The following is a 19,845-nucleotide window of genomic DNA, read 5'->3' on the forward strand; positions in this document are numbered from 1 at the left end:
TATAAAGGAGGGAGGTGAAAAAATGGAATATGTTGAAATTTTTAGAAATCATTTTCAAAATTTCATAACAGACATAACTCGTGACTATTATGAGATTATGGCTAAAGGAGTTTATGAATTTATTGAAGGGGATGAAATTAAATTTATTTATTCTAAAAAACCCTTTGATATCAAGAGTGCCGAGCATTATTTCTTCTTAGAATCGGGTTTACTCATTGCTGAACAAAAAGAGGAACGATTTGCTTTGAATTTCTATAAGAGTAGGATTGTTAAAAAAAATCTTACTTTTAGTGGAAGACGAGAAGCTAATTTGACTTTAATTTTTGAGAACGGTGAAGAGATTGAATTTGATGCAAAAGACTGTAATGAAGCTCATGAATTCAACTATGCTAAATCAATCAAAGATCTTTACAAACTAATTTAAGCACCCCAAAACGGGTGTTTTTTTGTTCCCTGTAAACTGCTTCCGATGAAGAATTTCTATAAAAAGTATCGGCTTAAAGGTAGAGTGCGGCGGCAGTTTAGAGGAAATAAAAATTCCAAAACAACACGAATCAGAAGGAGGCGGCAGGTGAATGTAGATGGAATCCAAGCACATTCAGGCGGAGAAAGATTACGTCAAAGGCATGAAATACAAGGACCTTGCCGAAAAATACGGGGTGTCAATCAACACCATAAAATCATGGAAAAAGCGGCATGGTTGGAAAAGGAAAAAGGGTGCACCAAAAGATAAAAGTGTGCACACAAAAAAAGGTGGGCAACCCGGTAACAAAAACGCTGCAGGGAATAGCGGCGGTGCTCCTGCAAGAAACCAAAACGCAAAGACACACGGTTTGTATTCAAAACACTTGCCAGCTGAAGCGTTTGAGATCATGCAGGACATCCAAGAGTTTTCACCAGTGGATCTGCTGTGGGAACAAATACAGATTCAATTCACCGCTATAGTGCGGGCCCAGAAAATTATGTTCGTTGAAAGCAAAGACGAAATGATCAAAGAGTTGAAAAAGAAAAAATCAGTTGTTTCAGATTCTACTGATATTGAGGAAGAAGAATACGAGTTTCAATTCGCTTGGGACCGTCATGCTACATTCCTAAACGCTCAATCAAGAGCGATGGGAGAGCTGAGAAGCTTGATAAAACAGTTTGAGGGGTTAGCGCATGAGAAAGACGAAAGACGGCTTAAATTGAAGCAGATGAGACTTAATATTGATAGGACAAAAGCTGAAGTGAAACGTCTTACAAATGATAAAGAAGATTCAACGTTTGAAATCATTATCAAGGATAAGGGGGACCGTTGATGGAAAAAGAAGTGAACCCCCACTTTAGAAAATTTCTTTTTGATTGGGATCAAAAGTTTCAGTTCCTAGTGGGCGGTTACGGCTCCTCCAAAAGCTATCATATTGCCCTGAAGCTCATTCTGAAACTACTAGATGAAAAGAGAACCGCTCTTGTGATTCGTGAAGTCTACGACACGCACAGGGATTCTACGTTTTCTTTATTTGAAGAGATCGTGAATGATCTAGGACTCGACCATGTCATTCAGTGCCGGACATCACCGCTCATGCTTAAATTCCATAATGGGAGCCGGATCATCTTCAAAGGGTTGGACAAGCCAACCAAGCTGAAGTCGATCAACAACATCTCAATCATTTGGATTGAGGAATGTTCAGAAGTGAAGTATGAGGGATTCAAGGAGCTGCTTGGTCGTTTGCGTCATCCAACGTTACAGCTGCACATGATACTATCAACGAACCCTGTCGGGCAGGATAATTGGACGTACAGACATTTCTTTAAGGACGATCAAAAAAACCGTTTCATCCTGGATGATGAAAGGTTATACAAAGAACGAACGATCGCTATCAATGATACGTACTATCACCACTCGACGGCCGAAGATAACCTATTTCTACCTGTGAGCTATATCAAGCAGCTGGATGAACTAAAGGAATACGATCCCGACCTTTATCGAATAGCCCGAAAAGGTCATTTTGGCATTAACGGAATTCGTGTTCTTCCTCAATTCGAGGTGCAGCCGCATGATGATGTCATGTTAGCAATCTCAAATATCAATCGTCCTTTGCTTAGAGCGGGCATGGACTTTGGTTTCGTAGAGTCTTATAACGCTTTGATTCGACTGGCCGTCGATCACGAGAAGAAATATCTATATATCTATTGGGAGTATTATCAAAAGGGCACAACCGATGATGAAACTGTACAAGAGCTCATCGAATTTACAAAAACAAAAGAGCTGATCAAAGCGGATGCAGCTGAACCGAAAACCATCGCATACTTCAGGAAGATGGGTTACAACATGGTGGCCGCTCATAAGTTCCAAGGATCACGCTTGCAGTACACCAAGAAGATCAAGCGATTTAAGAAAATTATTTGTTCCGACTCATGCAAAAACACGATCTATGAGCTTCAGCCGCTCACGTACAAGACAGACAAGCGCGGCAATATCATAGAGGACGAGTTTCAGATTGATCCTCATACTTTTTCAGCCATCTGGTATGCGCTAGATGATTATGAGGTAACCGACCTGAAAGAGAAACCAAAAGAGCGGACACGCCCGAACAGAGAAAGGAGGTCACGCTGATGAAAACTGTCAGAGCAACAGTGATGAAGGCCAATGTGTCTGAAACCACTAAGCAGATTTATGATGATGGATTTAATTACGATGCTGATGATGTGATCGAGCCGCCATACAATATCAAAGAGCTCAAACAAATGGCCGAGTATTCTACCATTCTTCAACAATGCATCGATGCGTATAAAACCAACATTCTAGGTTTCGGCTTGGGAGTTGAATACACTTTCGACTTTAATGCTGAGAATGCATCAGAGGAAAAGAAAAAGGCAGCTGAGAAAGAATGGACCCAACTTGAAGAGTTCACCAGATATATGAACTATGATGAGTCAGCCGAAGTGGTTCTTGGTTATGTAATAGAAGACCGAGAGAAAACAGGTAATGGATTTGTGGAAGTGCTTCGAGAAGGTACAGGGAAACCTGCAGGTATTGAGTACCTGGATGCACAATACTTACGAGTTTGTAAGCTGAGCGATCCCGTTGAAGTCGATTTCCGATACACAGAAAACGGCCAAGTGAAGTCATTGAAGCGAAAGAAGAGATTCAGAAAGTATGTTCAGAAGAACAATACCAAAAAAGTATTCTTTAAGGAATACGGTGATCCAAGAACAATGAATTCTGCTACGGGAGAATATAGCGAAAAAACTCCCCCTGAACTTGTAGCAAGCGAAGTCATTCACTTCAAGATAGGCAGCGGTACATATGGTGTTCCTCGTTGGATTGGTAACATCGTCAATATGTATGGAGCGCGCAAAGCTGAAGAGCTGAACTATCTGTACTTTAAACAAGGGCGGCATGTGCCGGCAGCCATCACAGTGGAAAATGGGATGCTGTCTGAATCTTCGTATGAGCAGCTCCAGGAATACATGAATGGCATCGAGGGATCAGACAATGCACATAAATTCCTGTTACTTGAAGTGGAAGGGATTCCGAAGAAGGATGAGATATCAAACGATGAAGAGCCGGCGAATGTAAAGGTGGATATAAAATCACTTGCCGAGATTCTTCAGGAGGATGCACTATTCCTTGAATACGATGAGAAAACGAGAAACAAGATACGTTCTTCTTTCCGTCTGCCGCCGATCTACACAGGCGAATCACAGGATTATAACAAGGCGACAGCTGACACCGCTCGAAAGACGACAGAGGAACAGGTGTTTCAGCCAGAGCGAATGATCATCACTGGCAAGCTCAATACGCTCTTCCTTCCTGATCTCGATCTCTGGCATGTGCGACTCATATTAAATGGTCCTGATTTTCGTGATCCGCTCGAAATTGCAAAGGTTCTTACGCCGTTTATTCAAGCAGGAGCAGTTTCACCAAACGATCTGCGTGATCTAGCTGGTCGTATTCTTGGGAAAACATTAGAAGAATGGCCAGAGGAAGAATATCACCGACCAATTGAGGCGAAGCCAAAGGCATCAACTAGCTTGCTTGATACGGTTCTTCAAAAGTCTGCGGGTACTAACAATGAATTGGTATCTATCCTCAAAGACCTTCGGGATGAACTAGAGGAGATCCGCAAATGAGCAAGATCGATCAGCTGATAAAAAACATCAATACCTTTGTACAAAAAGCGGAGGAAGATGAGGTCAAGGAACTAGAAGCAGCTGTAGCTGATTTCCCTGAACTGGAGGATATCCCTTCTTTGGTGGAAGAGTACGAGAAAACCACCGCAAAACTTCTCAGATTGCAACGCAGGACGTTTTTAAATGCTCTGAATGGTTTTATATCCAAGGACGATTCGGAGACGTTAGAATCAATTCTAGCATTCTTCCAAAATGACTTGTTTGCAGCTGATGAATTTGCGGAGCTGTTTGGAAAAGAAACGGCCATTTTCTTGACGCTGACGGTCACGCAACTGGCCGAGAAAATCATGAATTCCATCGATGCTGATATTCCTTTCAAAGTCTTATCTGAAAGAACCGCAGAGTGGATTGAATCGTGGTCTCAGGAATTGGCTCAGCTGATGAAGCTGAATACTCATACAGCCATTGAACAAACGCTGAAAGAAGGTATAAAAGAAGGCCGCTCTATCCAAGAAATTGAACTGGAGCTGAAGGATCTTCCTGAATTTAGCCGGAAGCGCGCACGTGTGACAGCTGTAACTGAAGTGTTGACCGCTTCTTCTGTCGCTCAACATGAATCCTATGTCCAATCCCCGGCAGTAACGGGGAAGAAGTGGAAGCACAGCGGTGGAAAGAAGAATCAGTCGAGAGAAAGTCACGTGCAGTTGGATGGAACTATCATCCCTTTGGATGAAGAATTTGAGATACCAGGCAGCGGAGAGCGGTGCATGTTTCCGAGAGATACACAGCTCACGCCAAAAGAGCGAGTAAATTGTCATTGTGCGGTTGGTCCTGTTGTTGATCCTGTTATTCTAGAATTGTCAGCTGAGGAAAAAGAAGAGATTAGAAGAGGGTCTTACAAAACATGGAATAAAATAGTATAATATCTTCATTACTTTGGGAATGAGGGGAATTAATGAATTGGGATTGGGTTAAAACTTTTTTTGATGTTGTTGGTGGTTTTACTGTGAGTGTGTCTAACTTCTTTACTTCAAACGCATGGCCATTAGTAACTCTTGTAATTGCATTGAGTTTTAAAAAACCATTAACTAAACTGATTAGTACGTTAGCAAAAATTAAGTTTAAAGAATGGGAACTAGAATTTAAAGTTAATCAGAAACTGGATCAATTTGATGAAATAGTAGAATTGGAAGAAGATAGACATCAAACAGAATCTGGTGATAACTCAAATATTCTCCCGAATAATAAATTCAAATATCTCAAAAGAATAAAAAGGAAATCGATAAGAAATCCGAATGTTGGCAAAGAGCTTCAAAGAAGTATAAATGAATTAAGTGAAACAATTCAGAAGTTGTACATCTGTACTTACGAAAGATTTGATGAAAACAAAGAGAAAACTAATTGGTCTGAAGTAATTGGCGAAATTGAAATACCAAACATGATCTTTTATTTAAGAGAAAAAAACATTATCAGTGAAGAGCTTGTTTCAATAATGATGGAGATGGTAGCAATTATACCTAATTATATGGTAGAACCCATTTCTGAAGAGGTAGAGCATAAATATATATTGCTTTGTAGAAAAGTAAGGGAACATCTTGATGAAAAATATTCAGAATTTATAAAACATGCTGAAAAGACCTCATCTTAAAAGAGGTCTTTTTCTTTGTACGGTTGGTCGGTCATTTTAGGGTTGACAGCTGAGGAAAAAGAAGAGATTAGAAGAAGAGTCTTACAAAACATGGAATGAAATAGTATAATATCTTCATTACTTTAGAAATGAGGATATTGTGGATGATTGCAGAAGTACTAATAGCTTACAAGTGGCCGATAACTATAATTGTTCTCTCATGCATATTTAGAGAGCTTGTAATGAAAGTCGTTCCAGAAAGAGACGTAAATCTCAAATATAACAATGGGTCTTTAGAATTAAGCCTTAATCAAATTCAAGAAAAAGCACAGAAATATGTGGAAAAATCAATTGATCATTCTTTAGCACTTGATGACTCTAAGCAGAATCAGATTCTTTATAAAAATTTTGAAGTGGAACTTCCAGAGCTAGTATCGAAAAAAGATAATCAGTCGATATCGGATATCTTAACTATCGCACATAATAATCCTATTGGAGCGATAAATAAAATATCCGAGAATTTCAGAGAAGATTTATATAAATTAATAGACTTTTATGGTGATTTAACTAACCTTTCATACGAAGGAGATACAGTCCATTGTCTAAATGTGCTGAGAAACAATGGTGTAATAACTAAACAAACTCATTCTGCTGCTTTAAGTTTCTATAATCTCTTTATTATGATTGATTTACAATCCGATTTCATAACAAAAGACTTTATAGAAAGTAAAGTTAGAGATTATAAAATTCTTTCTGTTGAGATTCTTACTAATATCAAAAATGAAATGGCACAGAAACTAAAAGACCTTGAATCATAGGGTCTTTTTCTTTTGAAAGGAGGTGAATGAATTGCCACGCGAATTGATAAATGCGAAGATCACACACGTTTCATACGTAGACAAGGCTGCTAATCAAAAGCAGTTCTTTTTTATGAAGTCAGAAAAAGAAAATGACTTTCAAAAGGAAATCAAGGTCATTGCGAAAGCTGATGATGCACAGCGTCTTGTGTACGGCATTGTATACGAACCAAACGTAGCTGATGCACATGGGGATTACATGACGCCGGAAGAGATCGAAAAAGCCGCTCATGGGTTCCTGAAGGATGCACGTGAGATTGATAAGCAGCACGACTTTCAAGGCGGTGTCGGGGAAGTCGTTGAATCTTATATCGCTCCTTCCGATTTTGAAATGGGCGATGAGATGATCAAGAAAGGATCGTGGGTCCTTGTGACAAAAGCATCTGATGAAATTTGGGAACAGATTCAAAAGGGTGAGATCACCGGATATTCAATGGCCGGAACAGCAGACATAGGAAAACAAGAGCGTGAGCCAGCTTCTGATGAGAAGGGGCTTTTTTCTTTGCTCAAAAACTTCTTTCTTAAAGGAGAAGTAAAGAACAGATATGACAAAGGCCGCATGCGTCGTGAGTTTTGGGCGGCACAAGAGGCGCTGAATTCCGTTTTGTATAAATGGGGTTCTTACGACGATGGAGACTTGGAGACTGATCCTGAAAAGGTGAGGGCAGCACTGCAAGATTTTGTGGAAATCACACAAGAGATTTTGCTTACTGATGACTTGGCTGGGATCCAAACTGATCCACCTGAAGAAGTCGCAAAAGCTGGCCGAAAGTTTTCAGCTGCTAACTTAACTGAACTGAAAAATGCAAGAGCCGCTATCGACAATCTGTTGAGTCAAGCGGAAGAGAAGGAGGAAGAAGAAGTGAACAAAGAAGATCTGCAAAAGATGCTAGATGAAACAATTGCACCAGTCGTAAAACGTCTGGATGACCTTGAGAAGGGAGAAGGCGAGCAGCAAACTGATCCGCAAGAAAATCAACCAGATGAAGCTGTTGCAAAAGAAATGGCCGCAGCTGTAGAAAAGGCATTGACTCCAGTTGTTGAAAGAGTCGAAGCACTGGAAAAGGCACGTCCGCAAGGTAATGGAGTAGGAGATCAACAACAACAAGACGTACAAAAATCTAAAACGGTATGGGGCGGCTTGCTTTAAGCCGAGAAAAGGAGGAACTAACGTGAGAAATCAAGAGGTAATTAACAAAGCGGAAGTGACGCTTGGGACGTTAAAAACAGGCGGTCTAATGAATCCAACCCAATCTAGCACATTTATTCGTATGGTGCAAAATGCACCAACATTGCTGCAAGATGCACGTGTCATTCCGATGGATAGCGATGCACAAAAAATCGAAAAAATCGGTTTTGGTCAGCGCATTCTGCGTCCTGGTGTGGAAGGAAAAGCAGTTCCAGCAAGTGATCGAGTTGCACCAACAACAAGCACTGTGGAGCTAAATGCAAAAGAAGTCATCGCAGAAGTGAATATTACGTATGACACACTTGAAAACAACATCGAGGGCGATGCTTTGCAAAACACCATCATGCAAATGCTGGCTGAACGAGCTGCAGTAGATATTGAAGAATTGATCTTAAATGGTGATACATCGTCATCTGATACTTACCTTGCGCAGCTTGATGGTATCCGCAAGCAAGCCACATCTCATATCGTAGATGTTGCTGGTGAACCACTTACACGCCAAGTATTCAAACAAGGATACAAAGCTGTTCCACCAAAATATTTGCGAGTCCCACAAGAGTTCCGTTTCTATTCTTCCCCAGGGCAAGAGGTCGAGTGGAAAGACAAAGTGGCCGATCGTCAAACAAATTTAGGAGATGCAGCAGTACAAGGTGGGCTTTCTTCTGCATTCGGTGTTCCAGTCAAAGGAATTGCAAACATGCAACCGTATGATGCGGACGGCACAGATGTTTCAGACATTTTATTGACTCATCCAAAAAACATCATCTTAGGCTTCTCTCGTAATATCCGTATTGAGGTAGATAAAGACATCCGTAATCGTAAATTCATCATTGTGTTGACTGCGAAGCTGGACAGCAAATTTGAGGAAGAGGATGCTGTTGCTAAGATCATCAAGGTCAAGGAGTGATCGATATGTATACAGCTGAATTGATCAAGGGAAAGACATACGCTGTGATGGGGCATGTCTTTCTTTTAAATCAAGAAAAAGATATTGAGAAAAAGGTTTTTCAATATCTCGATGGCAATGAGTTTTTTGATTGTAAGCAGCTTGATGTTCCTGTTGATGATCCAAAAACGGATGATCAAACAAAAGAAAAGCCATCGGAAGAGGAAGAACCAAAAGAGGCCGAAGAAGAACCGGCACAAGAAACAAAAACCTACACTGAATCAGAACTGAAGGGCATGAACAAAACTGAACAAGAAGCCATTGTTATTGATCTTGGCGGCGATCCGTCTCAACTCAAAGATAAGAGTGAAAGAATTGCCTATATCCTCGAGCATCAAGAAAAAGCAGGAGAGTAAGGCTGATGCTGATCTCTCCTGAAGATGTTAGGGCATATACCGTATTCGAATCAGTGAAAAGCCGATCTGATGAACTATTGGAAAGTGACATCATCGAAGCTGAAGCTGAGGTATTTAAGATCGTAGGTCATGATTTCACAAGTGAAAAATATCAGCCACTTCCTGAAAAGGCAAAGATCGCATTGATTAAAATGGTGCAGTTCTTCGCACTTATTAACGGTGATGAATCAATCATAAAAGGGTACAAGTCGGAAAAGATTGGCGACTACTCTTACACACTGGCAGACGGGAACGCCGTTTCAAAGCCAGATGTGTATAACCTGTTGATAGATTTCATTGAGCCAGGAGAACCGCCAGAAGATCCAGGCAGCATCAAATTAAGGTTGAGATCGCTATGAGCTATCAATCGTTATTAACGGATCGATGCGATATATATCACTTGCAAACAGAGCAGCTGTCAAAAGATCGCTATGGAATACCTGTCCAAGATGCGCAGCCGCTCTTTTCATATCCTGATGAGCCTGATCACGTTGCGCAGCCATGTTATTTTACGGAGAAAAACCAAACCATCACACAGCAGGAGCCAAACGCAACCATTCATCAATCGTACCTTGTTCATTTTCCTATAACTGCTGATGTTCGTCTAAATGACAAATTAGTATGGGAAGGCATTACTTTGAAACTGCAAAAGCCCAGACGGATCAAAAACCATCATATTGAGGTGGTAGCGATGAGGAGTGAAAGCCTATGAGGATTGATGGTCTTGATCAATTCATTGAGGACTTGAATGCAGCTGTTAATGGCGGCTTGCAAGCTGAATATGAAGAATGGTTGGAAGCGATGGGTTATGAGTTCCTAGACATCGTTCAAGATGAAGTTATCCGAACAAAAACGGTGGATGCTCGCCGTTTGCTCAACTCATTCCAAAAGGGAGACCAAGAAAACGTATTTTCTATGAGCAGCGGTGGTCTTACCTTGGATGTAGGGACCAACTTGGAATATGCATCTTACACAAACGATGGACACTTTACGATTGATCCTAGTAAAAATCAGGATAGACGATGGGTTCCTGGCAGATGGGTTGGTGACCGGTTTGAATACGATCCAAACGCTGAAACAGGAATGCTTCTAAAGTTCCAGTGGGTTGAGGGCAGCGGCTATTGGGATAATGCAATATCCATCTTTGAACAGATGTTTGAACAATCACTAGATCGCAAGCTGCAGCAATGGATCGATGAACAATTTGGGCGGTGATTAAATGAATCAAGAAGTCGGCGCCATCATGAATTATTGTTACAAGCGGTTTCCGGTGAAGGTTTACGAAAAGGAAATTCCAGAACAATTTCAGGTCCCATCGATGTATTTTCCTGCAGCATGGGTCAATACAAGAAACGATACTGTTTCAACGTTCCTCAAAACATACACGCTGCATATTAAAGTGTTTCACAAAGATTCTGGACAGGCTCATGATTCGGCAGAAACAATCATTGATGCCTTATCAGCTGATCGAAACATCATTCAAATGGTCAGTGAAGAAGGTGAACCGCTTGATGATTATGTCCGCATTAAGAGAGCAGAAACTAGGATTGCAGATCAAGGCGTGGCAACGATTGTCCTCACATGGGATAGTGCTTATTGGTACAACCGAGACGAGCAGCCAAGCCTTGACGACATAAATTTTTCAGACGGGGTGATCAAAACGTGAGCAAGACTAAAAATGAATCACAGGTGAAAGAAGAAAAAGCCGCACCTGTTCTTACTAAAGAAGCGGCATTTTCATTTGAAGCCTTGAAAGAGCACAGCAAGGAATTGTTTGGCGTGAAGCCTGAAATCCTTGAGGGTGCTCTTTTTTATATCAAAGATCAACCAATTACAAAAACAGAAGCAAAGAAGCAGATTGATGCTTTTTTGTCTAAGGAGGTTTAAGCATGAATGGAGGTACTTTTACACCAGGTACAGAGAAAAAGCGTCCTGGTATCTACTTCAATTTCAAAACCACAGCACAGCAGCGTATCACGTTAGGTGATCGCGGCACCGTTGCACTTCCAATCACAATGAGCTGGGGAGAGCCGAAGACGTTTATCTCTATCTCAGGCATCGAGGACTTAAATAAAAAAGTCGGGTTAAACATCGATGACAAGTCGCTTCTTCTTTTCCGAGAAGCGAAGAAAAAAGCACAAACGGTTCTTTTGTATCGCTTGAATGAGGGTGAACCTGCAAAGGCTCAGATCAGCGAGAATTTCAACGTTCTTGCCAATTATGGCGGGCAGAAAGGTAATGAGGTGACAATCCAAGTCACTGAAAACGTATTGGATAGCTCGAAGCGTGATGTGGTGACTTACGTGGGTACAGATATTGTTGATAAACAGGTTGTCACTGATGTCAAAGAACTGCAGCAAAACAAATATGTTTCGTTCTCTGGTGAAGGTGAAGTGACGATCACCGCTGGTATAACACTAAGCGGTGGGAAAAACGGTGTGCCAAGCGTGGCAGATTACACAGCATTCCTTGAAGCAGCTGAAACAGAATACTTTGATGTGATCGCGCTGCCTAATAACACTAGCGAGCAGCTAAAAGCGACATTTGTGGCTTTCATCAAGCGTTTGCGTGATGATCAAGGGCGTAAGGTGCAAGGTGTTTTGGCAAACTATCCGGCTGATCATGAAGGAATTATCAATGTTACAAGTGGTGTTTTGCTTGAAGACGGCACAGAGATCACACCAGCCAAAGCAACAGCATGGGTTGCCGGTGCATCTGCAGGAGCCAACTTCAATCAGTCACTGACCTTTGTGGAATATGAAGGGGCTGTTGATACTTTAGAGCGTCTTGATAATGATCAAGTGGAATACCGTTTATCACAAGGCGAATTCCTGTTCACGTTTGATGCGAGAGATCGCACAGTGAGCGTTGAGAAGGACATTAACTCCTTAACGACTTATACAATCGAGAAGAACAAGACATTCGCTAAAAACAAGATCATTCGTGTGCTTGATGCGATCAACAATGATCTCACACGTGAATTGAAGGATTTAATTAAATTACGCAAAGCAAATGGAAATGACATTCCTGCATCTGATGATGGGCTGCAGCTGGTGAAAACACTCATCACACAATATCTCACGCAGCTCCAAGATGGATCTGGAATCACTGGCTTTGATTCTGAAACGGATATCGCGATCAGCTTGAATGAAGATCGTGACGGTTTCTTGATTGATCTAGCTGTTCAACCAGTTGATGCAGCAGAAAAATTCTATTTCAATGTAGAGGTGAAATAAGATGGCTTTTAAAGCGCAGAATACCATTTCAGGTAAGGAAGGGCGTCTTTTCCTCGACGGTGAGGAATTGGCGTTCATCAAGACGTTTGAAGCAAATGTGGAGAAGAACAAATCAGAAGTTAACGTTATGGGCCGTCGCATGACCGGTCACAAGACAACCGGTGCGAATGGTACTGGCACAGCGACTTTTTATAAAGTCACATCACGTTTCGTTCAGTTGATGCTGAACTATGTAAAAAAGGGACAAGATCCATACTTCACCATTCAAGCAGTTCTGGATGACAAATCATCCGGCCGAGGCACAGAGCGTGTCACATTGTTTGATGTGAACTTCGATTCTGCAAAGATCGCAGGGCTTGATGTGGATTCAGAAGCGCTTGAAGAAGAGGTTCCTTTCACGTTTGAGGACTTCGACCTTCCTGAGAAGCTGAAGGATACATTTTAAAATGATACAAAATATCCATCTACGGTGATAAACTACGGTGATAAAGTTCTAAAATTTATTTGGTTAAGCTCTTAAATTACAACACAGCATACATTACAAAAAACTAATGAGGTGTTTAATTTGAGTAATATAGTTTATTACCCTGTTTACTTTTATCCTGTTCCGTATTACCAGTTAAGGGATGCACATGAGGAGTACAGACCTAATGGATACTTTATTAACCACTCTACTAACTTGTTGAATTGGGGATCTGAAAAAGTTGATCAGTCGTTTTATCAACATGGAAAGTCTATAGGAAAAGATTTCAATTTAGATTTTAAACCAGCAAATACTGGAGATGAACTAATTAAGTTGGTAAATAGTAATGCGAAAACACTTGTGCGTAATTTTCAAGATTATAAAAAAGTAAAAAATCAATTACCGTTTTTGAAAAATTTAAATCCTGAAATAATTAATAGATTTGAAGAATCCTTAGTTTTTAATAATGGAGGGTATGCCTCATCTTATTACGGAGATTTAGCTCAAGTGTTGTCCTTTAGAGATTTTAGTCAACTGTATGCGCTATTTGGTTTAAGTATGAAATATTTTTATGATACGGCTGGTTATCAATGTGACGATTGTGTAGGTAGTGGTAAAGAATGTGAGTCTAATAGTAATTATTCTTGTGCCAGTACATGTGGTTCTTGTGACTAAATTTCAGAGGTATTAATAGATTAATTTTAAATAGACACTAGTATAGAGTGTCTATTTATTTTTATTAAAAGGAGCTAATTAACATGAGCGAAAAACAAAACGAAAAAGTATATGATCTTTCATTCTTTATGCCAGGACAAACAACAGAAGCGGAAGAGGTCAAATCAATCATTTCAAAGCGTTTCGTTGATAAAGAAGGTAAAGTGATTCCATTCGTATTCAAAGCGATCACAACAGAGCGGATCGATGAACTGGAGAAAGAAAACACGACTTTCAAAAATGTCAAAGGTCGCGGACGTGTGAAAGACTTGGATTCTCAACGTTTCTATGCACGTATTGCGGTTGAATCAACTATTTATCCTGACTTTAAGTCAAAAGAATTGCGTGAAGCATACAGCACCCAAGATCCAGTCGAAGTGGCAAAGCGTGTCCTATCTGTCGGCGGTGAATATGCGAACTGGTTAAACAAAGCCATTGAGGTCAACGGTTTTGAAGATGAAATTGAGGACCTTGAAACAGAAGCAAAAAACTAATAAAAGACGGGAACAAAGAGGCTGTGTATCTGTATTACTGTATGCATGAGCTTCATTACTCCCCGTCTGAACTCTTAGAGGTCTATGAAGCGCCAAGGCGATTCAAGGCCTTTTTGTTTGGGTTGATAGCCCACAAACTTGAAGTGTTAGAAAAAGAATCAAAGAAAGGGGGATAAGACATGGCTCGTTTGACAGCTCGGTTTGATTTACAAGACCGGATCACGCGTAAATTGCGTTTGATCAGAGGGGACCTAGAACGCCTTGATAGATTGCGCCGCAGATCAGAGCGGCCGATCACATTGAGAGTACGAGACAATGCCACAATCGCATTAAGACGTGTGCAGCGGTTTGTATTGCGCGACCTTGCGCGAACTTATCAGCTGACGCTTGATGTAAATGATCTGGCCACAAAAGCACTACGAAAGTTCAATGGCTTCTTACAACGCAAGATGCCGCGTACTCATAGTGTGCTGATGCGGATTAAAGATCAGGCAACACCAGGTCTTGTTCGGCTACGTCGTTACATCGATCGAAAGTTTGGCAAAGTAGAACGGTTTGCCATAACGGTCTATGATCGGGCAACCGCAGGGATCAAACGTATTGCTTCATATGCAGCGCGGCAGCTTGGCCGAGGATACAGCTATACCATTAGAGCTGTTGATATGGTCCGGCGTACAGTCAGCCGTATAGCGTCTTATACTCGGAATACCTTGGGTACAGAATACAGGGTGGCGATCAACGCGATTGATCGTTTCACCGCTCCAGTACGTGGGGCTGTCTCATTTGCAAATACCCATTTGGGACGGACTTACACAACCACAATTAAGGTCCTTGACCTAATCACAAAGCCATTGAGAGGGATCGTGTCAGCTGTCACCAGTACGCTTGGTTTGCTTGGAGTCGGTGCCGGTGCAACAGGCGGTATTGTTGTGCCGCTCAAAATGGTGGCGGATCGACAGAACATGACCACTGCGTTTGAAACTCTGCTCGGCAGCAGAGGGAAAGCAGATGCACGACTGGATGAACTGACGGCATTTGCTGGTCAAACGCCATTTACTCGTGATGAGATTTTCGAGTCAAGTCGTGTCCTTCAAGTATTTACGGGCAATGCCCTTTCTACGACTGAAGGAATGAAACTAGTCGGGGACGTTGCTGCAGGTGTTCAACGACCGTTTTCCGAAGTTGCGCTATGGATGGGGCGTTTATATGACGGCATTAAATCGGGGCGTCCTATCGGTGACGCAACGGCAGCGCTGCAAGAAATGGGGGCTATCTCTGGTGATGCCAGAGGTAAGCTCGAAAAACTTGCAAAGAGCGGAAAGGACATCTCTAAGACATGGCCGGAAGTCACGAAGGAATTTGGCAAATACAACGACATGATGATCAAAATGTCGGACAACTTGGCCAACTTATTTCTGGGTGTCAAATCATTCATCAACAACAGCATCCTGATGCCTTGGGGTAAAGGACTTGCAGCTGCGTTCCAACCTGCGTTAGAAGCGTTCAGGACATGGCGTGGGGAATATTCCTTTGTGCTGACTGATCTATCAAACAAAGCTGAAAAGGCTGGTAAAGCCTTTGCGAAGAGCTTTTTAAATCCGACCAAAAGCGTATTCGGATTTATTGGTGATCAGTTCAAAATTTTGTTCCCAGGAGAAAAACTCTCCAAGAAGCAGACACAAGAACTGAAGGTCAAATTTAAAGACAATCCTAAGTTGAAGAAGCACTTTGAACAGCTAGAAAAATACAGAAAAATGGACTTTGAAACTCGGTGGAAGCTTGTCCTTGATAATACGAAAGACGTATTTGGACAATGGTGGGAGAAGACGGGGAAACCTGGTCTTTTCAAAATGGCCGAGAATGTCGGGAAGACTTACGGTGGCACCATAAACGGTGTGATCAACGGTCTACTTGGTATTGATGACAAATCATCCGAAGATAGTTTTACCGATGCAGGAGCCAAAGCAGGAAGGATATTCATCGAATCATTTTTAGAAGCTCTTGATCCAGCGCAATTGGGAATTCGTATCACCAAGAAGATCGGTGAGATCAACTGGAATGCCCTTACTGGTGAAGGATCAATTGCTGGTGCTTTGATTGCCAATGCGTTTGCGCTTGCATTACTGGGAAAAGTGGCCACGTTGTTAAAGCCGCTCAAATCCATTCTTTCTGGAGCCTTTGCTGTCTATAAATGGGGCAAAGGTTTAAGAGGCGGGATGGGAGCAGGAACAAGCGGTGGTGTAATCGGAGGAGCTGGAGGAGCAGGGCGACCGCCAAGGAACCAACGACCTCCTGAATATCGGCAACCTTGGATTAATAGAGGAGAGCCAGTAAGACCAACCACACCAAACCAAGGGCGTGGCGGTGGATTCTTAGGAAATCTCGGCAAAGGTGCAAAGAGCATCGGCAAACGTATTCCTATTCTCGGTACACTGATTGCGGCCACAGAACTGATCGGCATCAACAATGATAATAAAGGTGAAAAGATCGGTGGATTTGCTGGAAATCTAGGTGGCGGTATCGGTGGTGCCGCGATAGGAACAATGATCGCACCTGGTATCGGAACCGTTATCGGTGGAATTTTAGGAAGCATCTTTGGCGGTGATCTTGGCAAATGGATTGGAAAGATGTTCGACAACGGAACCATCAAGAAAAAATGGGATGAGATCGTCAAATGGTCAGAGGATGCAATCAAGTGGATTAAAGATACATGGAAAGATATTTCTACTTGGTTCAATGACAACGTTGCTGAACCAATTGGTGGTTTTTTTGAAAAAGCATGGACAAAAATTAAAACTACTTGGGAGAAAGTCTCTAACTGGTTCATGGAAAAAGTATTCATACCTATTTATAACTTTGTTGTACCAATCATCAACTTTGTGGTTGGTGTTTTCACCGTTGCTTGGAACATTATTAAAACCATATGGGGTGTTGCATCAACTTGGTTTATGGAAAAAGTGTGGAAACCATATGGTCAATATGCAGTAGAAGCCATTGGCTGGGTATGGAATAAACTTGTTGATACATGGAATTGGATCAAGGAGACGTGGGGAGTATTATCGGAGTGGTTTAATGAATATGTGTGGACACCTTTTAAGACATATGCCATTCCAGCAATCATGTTTATCTGGAATCTATTCAAAGGCACATGGAACTGGATTAAAACAACATGGGTGATACTTGCAAATTGGTTTGATGAGTATGTATGGCAGCCGTTTAAAACTTACGCTTTGCCAGCCATTATATTCGTTTGGAATCTATTTAAAAACACGTGGAATTGGATTAAAACTACGTGGGAAAAACTCTCTACTTGGTTTGATGAAAATGTATGGCAACCATATAAAAAATATGCAGAACCAGCGATTTCCTTTGTGTGGGAGAAATTCCAAGATGCCTGGAGAATTATCAAAGGTATCTGGAAGACAGTGAGTACATGGTTTGAAAAATATGTTTTTAATCCGCTAAAAGACCATGCTGAAAGGTTAACGAGCACATGGAAAGGCTTATTTGACATTGTTGGGAATGTAGTTGGTAAAGTTAAAGAAATTAGTGGAAATGTATTTCATATCTTTGAGAAAAAAGGAGAAGAAAAAACAGGCCTGAAAAAGAAAGAGAAAACAGCAAATAACGCCACCGGTGGTTATATCACCCAACCTACCTTATCATGGATTGGTGAAGCAGGTAACGAATTTGTCATCCCGACTGAAAACAACAAAGGACGAGGAAAGATGCTACTTGCACAAGCAGCTTCTCATCTTGGAATGTCCATAGTGCCAAACGGTTCATCACCTACCTCTCCAGCAAGCTCATCATCTCCTATGAGACCGGCAGCTGCTTCATCAGTTTCCACTTCTGCAAGTGGATCAGTATCAATTGGAGACGCGGGCAACGCATCAAAATACGGGGAACAGTTTAGCACTGATTTTGAAAAAGGGTTAAACAGCAAAGTCGTTTCGCTTGAACAGTGGAAACAAGCCAATATCAAGCAACCATTTACTCAAATTCAGACATCGACTCCGCAGTATGGAGCGCAAACTGTCACCGGCTTTGCTGCAGGTCAAAACATGACACCAACTGGCACAGGTCAATTCTTAGATCAAAATGTAAGACAACCTTTCTTATCCGCTCGCCAAGAGTCACCTACCTGGGGCGGTGGACTGATTGACTCATTCAACAGCGGTATGCGTTCCAAAGGAAGTGAAGTGACACAAGCAGCCAAGGACATGGCCAAGAAAGTGGAGCAGGCGTTTAGGGAAGAGCTAGACATTCATTCTCCTTCACGTGTCATGATGAGTCTTGGGAAATTCGCATCGATCGGTGTCGTCAAAGGTCTTGATTCAGTTGATGTAAAGAAATTCGCAGAGAATCAAGCCGGTTCCTTGATCGCTGCATTTAGTGGAATGGGCGCATCTAATCTGAGTGTTCAACAATGGCTCATGGCAGCTCTGATGGCAACCGGCACATCGATGAGCTGGCTACCTGGTTTGATGACGATCGCGCAGAATGAGTCACGTGGAAACCCGAAAGCTATCAACCTATGGGATTCAAACGCCAAGAGAGGAACGCCGTCTAAAGGATTAATGCAGACCATTGATCCGACCTTTAATTCAAACAAGGCAAGTGGCATGAACGACATCTGGAACCCGATTCATAATGCTGCAGCTGCTATCAACTACATCAAAGGCAGATATGGAAGTGTCTATAATACGCCTGGTCTTAGAAGTATCAGAAACGGTGGACCATATAAAGGCTATGCAAATGGTGGTCTAATCACGCAAGAACAAATTGCTAGAGTCGGTGAAGGAAACAAGCGTGAATGGATTATTCCTGAAGAGCGTGGCATACGTGGTCGCTACTTGTTGGCGCAAGCTGCACATGCACTTGGAATGGATGTTTATGATCCGACCAACGCTACATCATCTGAACTTTCACAAGGTCAGGTGCAAACAGTAACAGCTGGCACAGCAAATGCACCGTCTGCTTCTGGTGAATCAAAACAGATCATCATTAATTTTAATGGTGAGCAGCATTATCATAATGGCCAAGACGCAGAAGACCTTGCAGAAAAGATCAAACAAATGCTTATTGATGAGTTAGAGAATGAAATCAACACAGGAACGAAGGGAGTCGTGATCGATGGCTAAATCAAAATATCAATTTTGGATTTCGCAAGGGAAGGACAAACTGCGATTCCCTGTTCTTCCTGAGAAATTAGAACTCAATAACAACGTACAAAATGAATCTATCAAAGTATCAAAATTTGGCGAGCTTACATTCTTGGATGTACCAGGGGCTCGCCAAATTTCATTTACAGCCTTTTTTCCGAAGAAGTATACACCGATCGCTGAATATAAAAGTATTCCATCTCCAGAAAATGCGATTGCCAAAATAGAGCGATTCATGAAGTCAAAAAAGCCTGTACGCTTTATTGTCACAGGAACCAAAATCAATATGCAATGCAGCATAGAAAGCTTCAATCACAATGAAGGTACTTATGATGTTGGTGATCGAGAATTCACTCTGCAGCTTAAAGAATATAAAACTGCATCACCTAGAAAAATTAAAAGGAAAGCCAAAAAGAGCAGCAAAAAACGCAGCTCAAAAAGCGCACCGAAAGTGTACACCGTTAAAAAGGGTGATACCTTGTGGGATATTTCTGGCCGTTTCTATGGTGACAGCACAAAATGGCGGCGCATTTGGAATGCGAATAAAGCTGCGATGATCAAACGAAGTAGACGCAATATTAGACAACCAGGGCATTGGATTTTCCCTGGTCAAAAATTAAAAATACCACAATAGGGGTGATCT

The 19,845-nt window shown here is 41.7% G+C and carries 22 protein-coding genes; all 22 read left to right on the forward strand.

Going from position 1 to position 19,845, the window contains the following annotated elements; genetic code table 11:
- Positions 1 to 22 precede the first annotated feature (22 nt).
- On the forward strand, positions 23 to 424 hold the full coding sequence (locus tag MHB38_RS06025; protein WP_046343243.1) for a hypothetical protein: 402 nt from the start codon (positions 23 to 25) through the stop codon (positions 422 to 424).
- A gap of 157 nt (positions 425 to 581) precedes the next feature.
- The gene (gene terS / locus MHB38_RS06030) at positions 582 to 1,298 is read left to right on the forward strand and encodes a phage terminase small subunit (protein WP_341002826.1); all 717 of its coding nucleotides are present in this window, start codon (positions 582 to 584) and stop codon (positions 1,296 to 1,298) included.
- Positions 1,298 to 2,596, forward strand: coding sequence for a PBSX family phage terminase large subunit (locus tag MHB38_RS06035; RefSeq protein ID WP_341002828.1), 1,299 nt, complete (start codon positions 1,298 to 1,300; stop codon positions 2,594 to 2,596). The genes terS and MHB38_RS06035 overlap by 1 nt, the downstream gene beginning before the upstream one ends.
- Entirely contained in the window at positions 2,596 to 4,116 is a 1,521-nt protein-coding gene (locus MHB38_RS06040; protein ID WP_341002831.1) for a phage portal protein, read from the forward strand. Before MHB38_RS06035 ends, MHB38_RS06040 begins: the two co-directional genes overlap by 1 nt.
- Positions 4,113 to 5,039, forward strand: a complete 927-nt coding sequence (locus MHB38_RS06045; RefSeq protein WP_341002834.1) for a phage minor head protein — start codon at positions 4,113 to 4,115, stop codon at positions 5,037 to 5,039. The genes MHB38_RS06040 and MHB38_RS06045 overlap by 4 nt, the downstream gene beginning before the upstream one ends.
- Before the next feature lie 32 nt (positions 5,040 to 5,071).
- Positions 5,072 to 5,764, forward strand: a complete 693-nt coding sequence (locus MHB38_RS06050) for a hypothetical protein (protein WP_341002837.1) — start codon at positions 5,072 to 5,074, stop codon at positions 5,762 to 5,764.
- 143 nt (positions 5,765 to 5,907) lie between these two features.
- A complete protein-coding gene (locus MHB38_RS06055) occupies positions 5,908 to 6,561 on the forward strand; it encodes a hypothetical protein (protein ID WP_341002839.1) in 654 nt (217 codons plus the stop codon).
- 31 nt (positions 6,562 to 6,592) lie between these two features.
- Positions 6,593 to 7,750: an XkdF-like putative serine protease domain-containing protein gene (locus MHB38_RS06060; protein WP_341002842.1), complete on the forward strand. Its 1,158-nt coding sequence runs from the start codon at positions 6,593 to 6,595 to the stop codon at positions 7,748 to 7,750.
- 22 nt (positions 7,751 to 7,772) lie between these two features.
- Entirely contained in the window at positions 7,773 to 8,696 is a 924-nt protein-coding gene (locus MHB38_RS06065; RefSeq protein WP_216889094.1) for a phage major capsid protein, read from the forward strand.
- 5 nt (positions 8,697 to 8,701) lie between these two features.
- Positions 8,702 to 9,091 carry a YqbF domain-containing protein gene (locus MHB38_RS06070; RefSeq protein WP_341002850.1) on the forward strand — a complete coding sequence of 130 codons (390 nt, stop codon included), beginning with the start codon at positions 8,702 to 8,704 and terminating at the stop codon, positions 9,089 to 9,091.
- A 5-nt stretch (positions 9,092 to 9,096) separates the two neighbouring features.
- Positions 9,097 to 9,489: a protein YqbG gene (yqbG, locus tag MHB38_RS06075; protein WP_341002852.1), complete on the forward strand. Its 393-nt coding sequence runs from the start codon at positions 9,097 to 9,099 to the stop codon at positions 9,487 to 9,489.
- On the forward strand, positions 9,486 to 9,842 hold the full coding sequence (locus tag MHB38_RS06080; RefSeq protein WP_341002854.1) for a DUF3599 family protein: 357 nt from the start codon (positions 9,486 to 9,488) through the stop codon (positions 9,840 to 9,842). The genes yqbG and MHB38_RS06080 overlap by 4 nt, the downstream gene beginning before the upstream one ends.
- A complete protein-coding gene (locus tag MHB38_RS06085; protein WP_144481898.1) occupies positions 9,839 to 10,345 on the forward strand; it encodes an HK97 gp10 family phage protein in 507 nt (168 codons plus the stop codon). The genes MHB38_RS06080 and MHB38_RS06085 overlap by 4 nt, the downstream gene beginning before the upstream one ends.
- A 4-nt stretch (positions 10,346 to 10,349) precedes the next feature.
- On the forward strand, positions 10,350 to 10,796 hold the full coding sequence (locus tag MHB38_RS06090) for a phage tail terminator family protein (RefSeq protein WP_341002858.1): 447 nt from the start codon (positions 10,350 to 10,352) through the stop codon (positions 10,794 to 10,796).
- Positions 10,793 to 11,017, forward strand: a complete 225-nt coding sequence (locus MHB38_RS06095; RefSeq protein ID WP_061409322.1) for a hypothetical protein — start codon at positions 10,793 to 10,795, stop codon at positions 11,015 to 11,017. Before MHB38_RS06090 ends, MHB38_RS06095 begins: the two co-directional genes overlap by 4 nt.
- Positions 11,018 to 11,019: 2 nt before the next feature.
- A complete protein-coding gene (locus MHB38_RS06100) occupies positions 11,020 to 12,366 on the forward strand; it encodes a phage tail sheath family protein (RefSeq protein WP_341002861.1) in 1,347 nt (448 codons plus the stop codon).
- A 1-nt stretch (position 12,367) separates the two neighbouring features.
- Positions 12,368 to 12,811 (forward strand): phage tail tube protein, encoded by a 444-nt coding sequence (locus MHB38_RS06105; RefSeq protein WP_025092909.1) that lies wholly within the window; start codon positions 12,368 to 12,370, stop codon positions 12,809 to 12,811.
- A gap of 120 nt (positions 12,812 to 12,931) precedes the next feature.
- Positions 12,932 to 13,504, forward strand: a complete 573-nt coding sequence (locus MHB38_RS06110) for a hypothetical protein (protein WP_341002866.1) — start codon at positions 12,932 to 12,934, stop codon at positions 13,502 to 13,504.
- 83 nt (positions 13,505 to 13,587) lie between these two features.
- The gene (locus MHB38_RS06115; protein WP_341002868.1) at positions 13,588 to 14,037 is read left to right on the forward strand and encodes a phage tail assembly chaperone; all 450 of its coding nucleotides are present in this window, start codon (positions 13,588 to 13,590) and stop codon (positions 14,035 to 14,037) included.
- Between the two features lie 29 nt (positions 14,038 to 14,066).
- On the forward strand, positions 14,067 to 14,213 hold the full coding sequence (locus MHB38_RS06120; protein ID WP_191098159.1) for a hypothetical protein: 147 nt from the start codon (positions 14,067 to 14,069) through the stop codon (positions 14,211 to 14,213).
- Positions 14,214 to 14,216: 3 nt separating this feature from the next.
- The gene (locus MHB38_RS06125) at positions 14,217 to 19,181 is read left to right on the forward strand and encodes a transglycosylase SLT domain-containing protein (RefSeq protein ID WP_341002870.1); all 4,965 of its coding nucleotides are present in this window, start codon (positions 14,217 to 14,219) and stop codon (positions 19,179 to 19,181) included.
- On the forward strand, positions 19,174 to 19,836 hold the full coding sequence (locus MHB38_RS06130; RefSeq protein ID WP_341002873.1) for a LysM peptidoglycan-binding domain-containing protein: 663 nt from the start codon (positions 19,174 to 19,176) through the stop codon (positions 19,834 to 19,836). The genes MHB38_RS06125 and MHB38_RS06130 overlap by 8 nt, the downstream gene beginning before the upstream one ends.
- The last annotated feature ends 9 nt before the right edge of the window (positions 19,837 to 19,845 follow it).

It is taken from the genome of Bacillus sp. FSL K6-3176 (assembly GCF_038003325.1).
Lineage (GTDB): Bacteria > Bacillota > Bacilli > Bacillales > Bacillaceae > Bacillus > Bacillus altitudinis.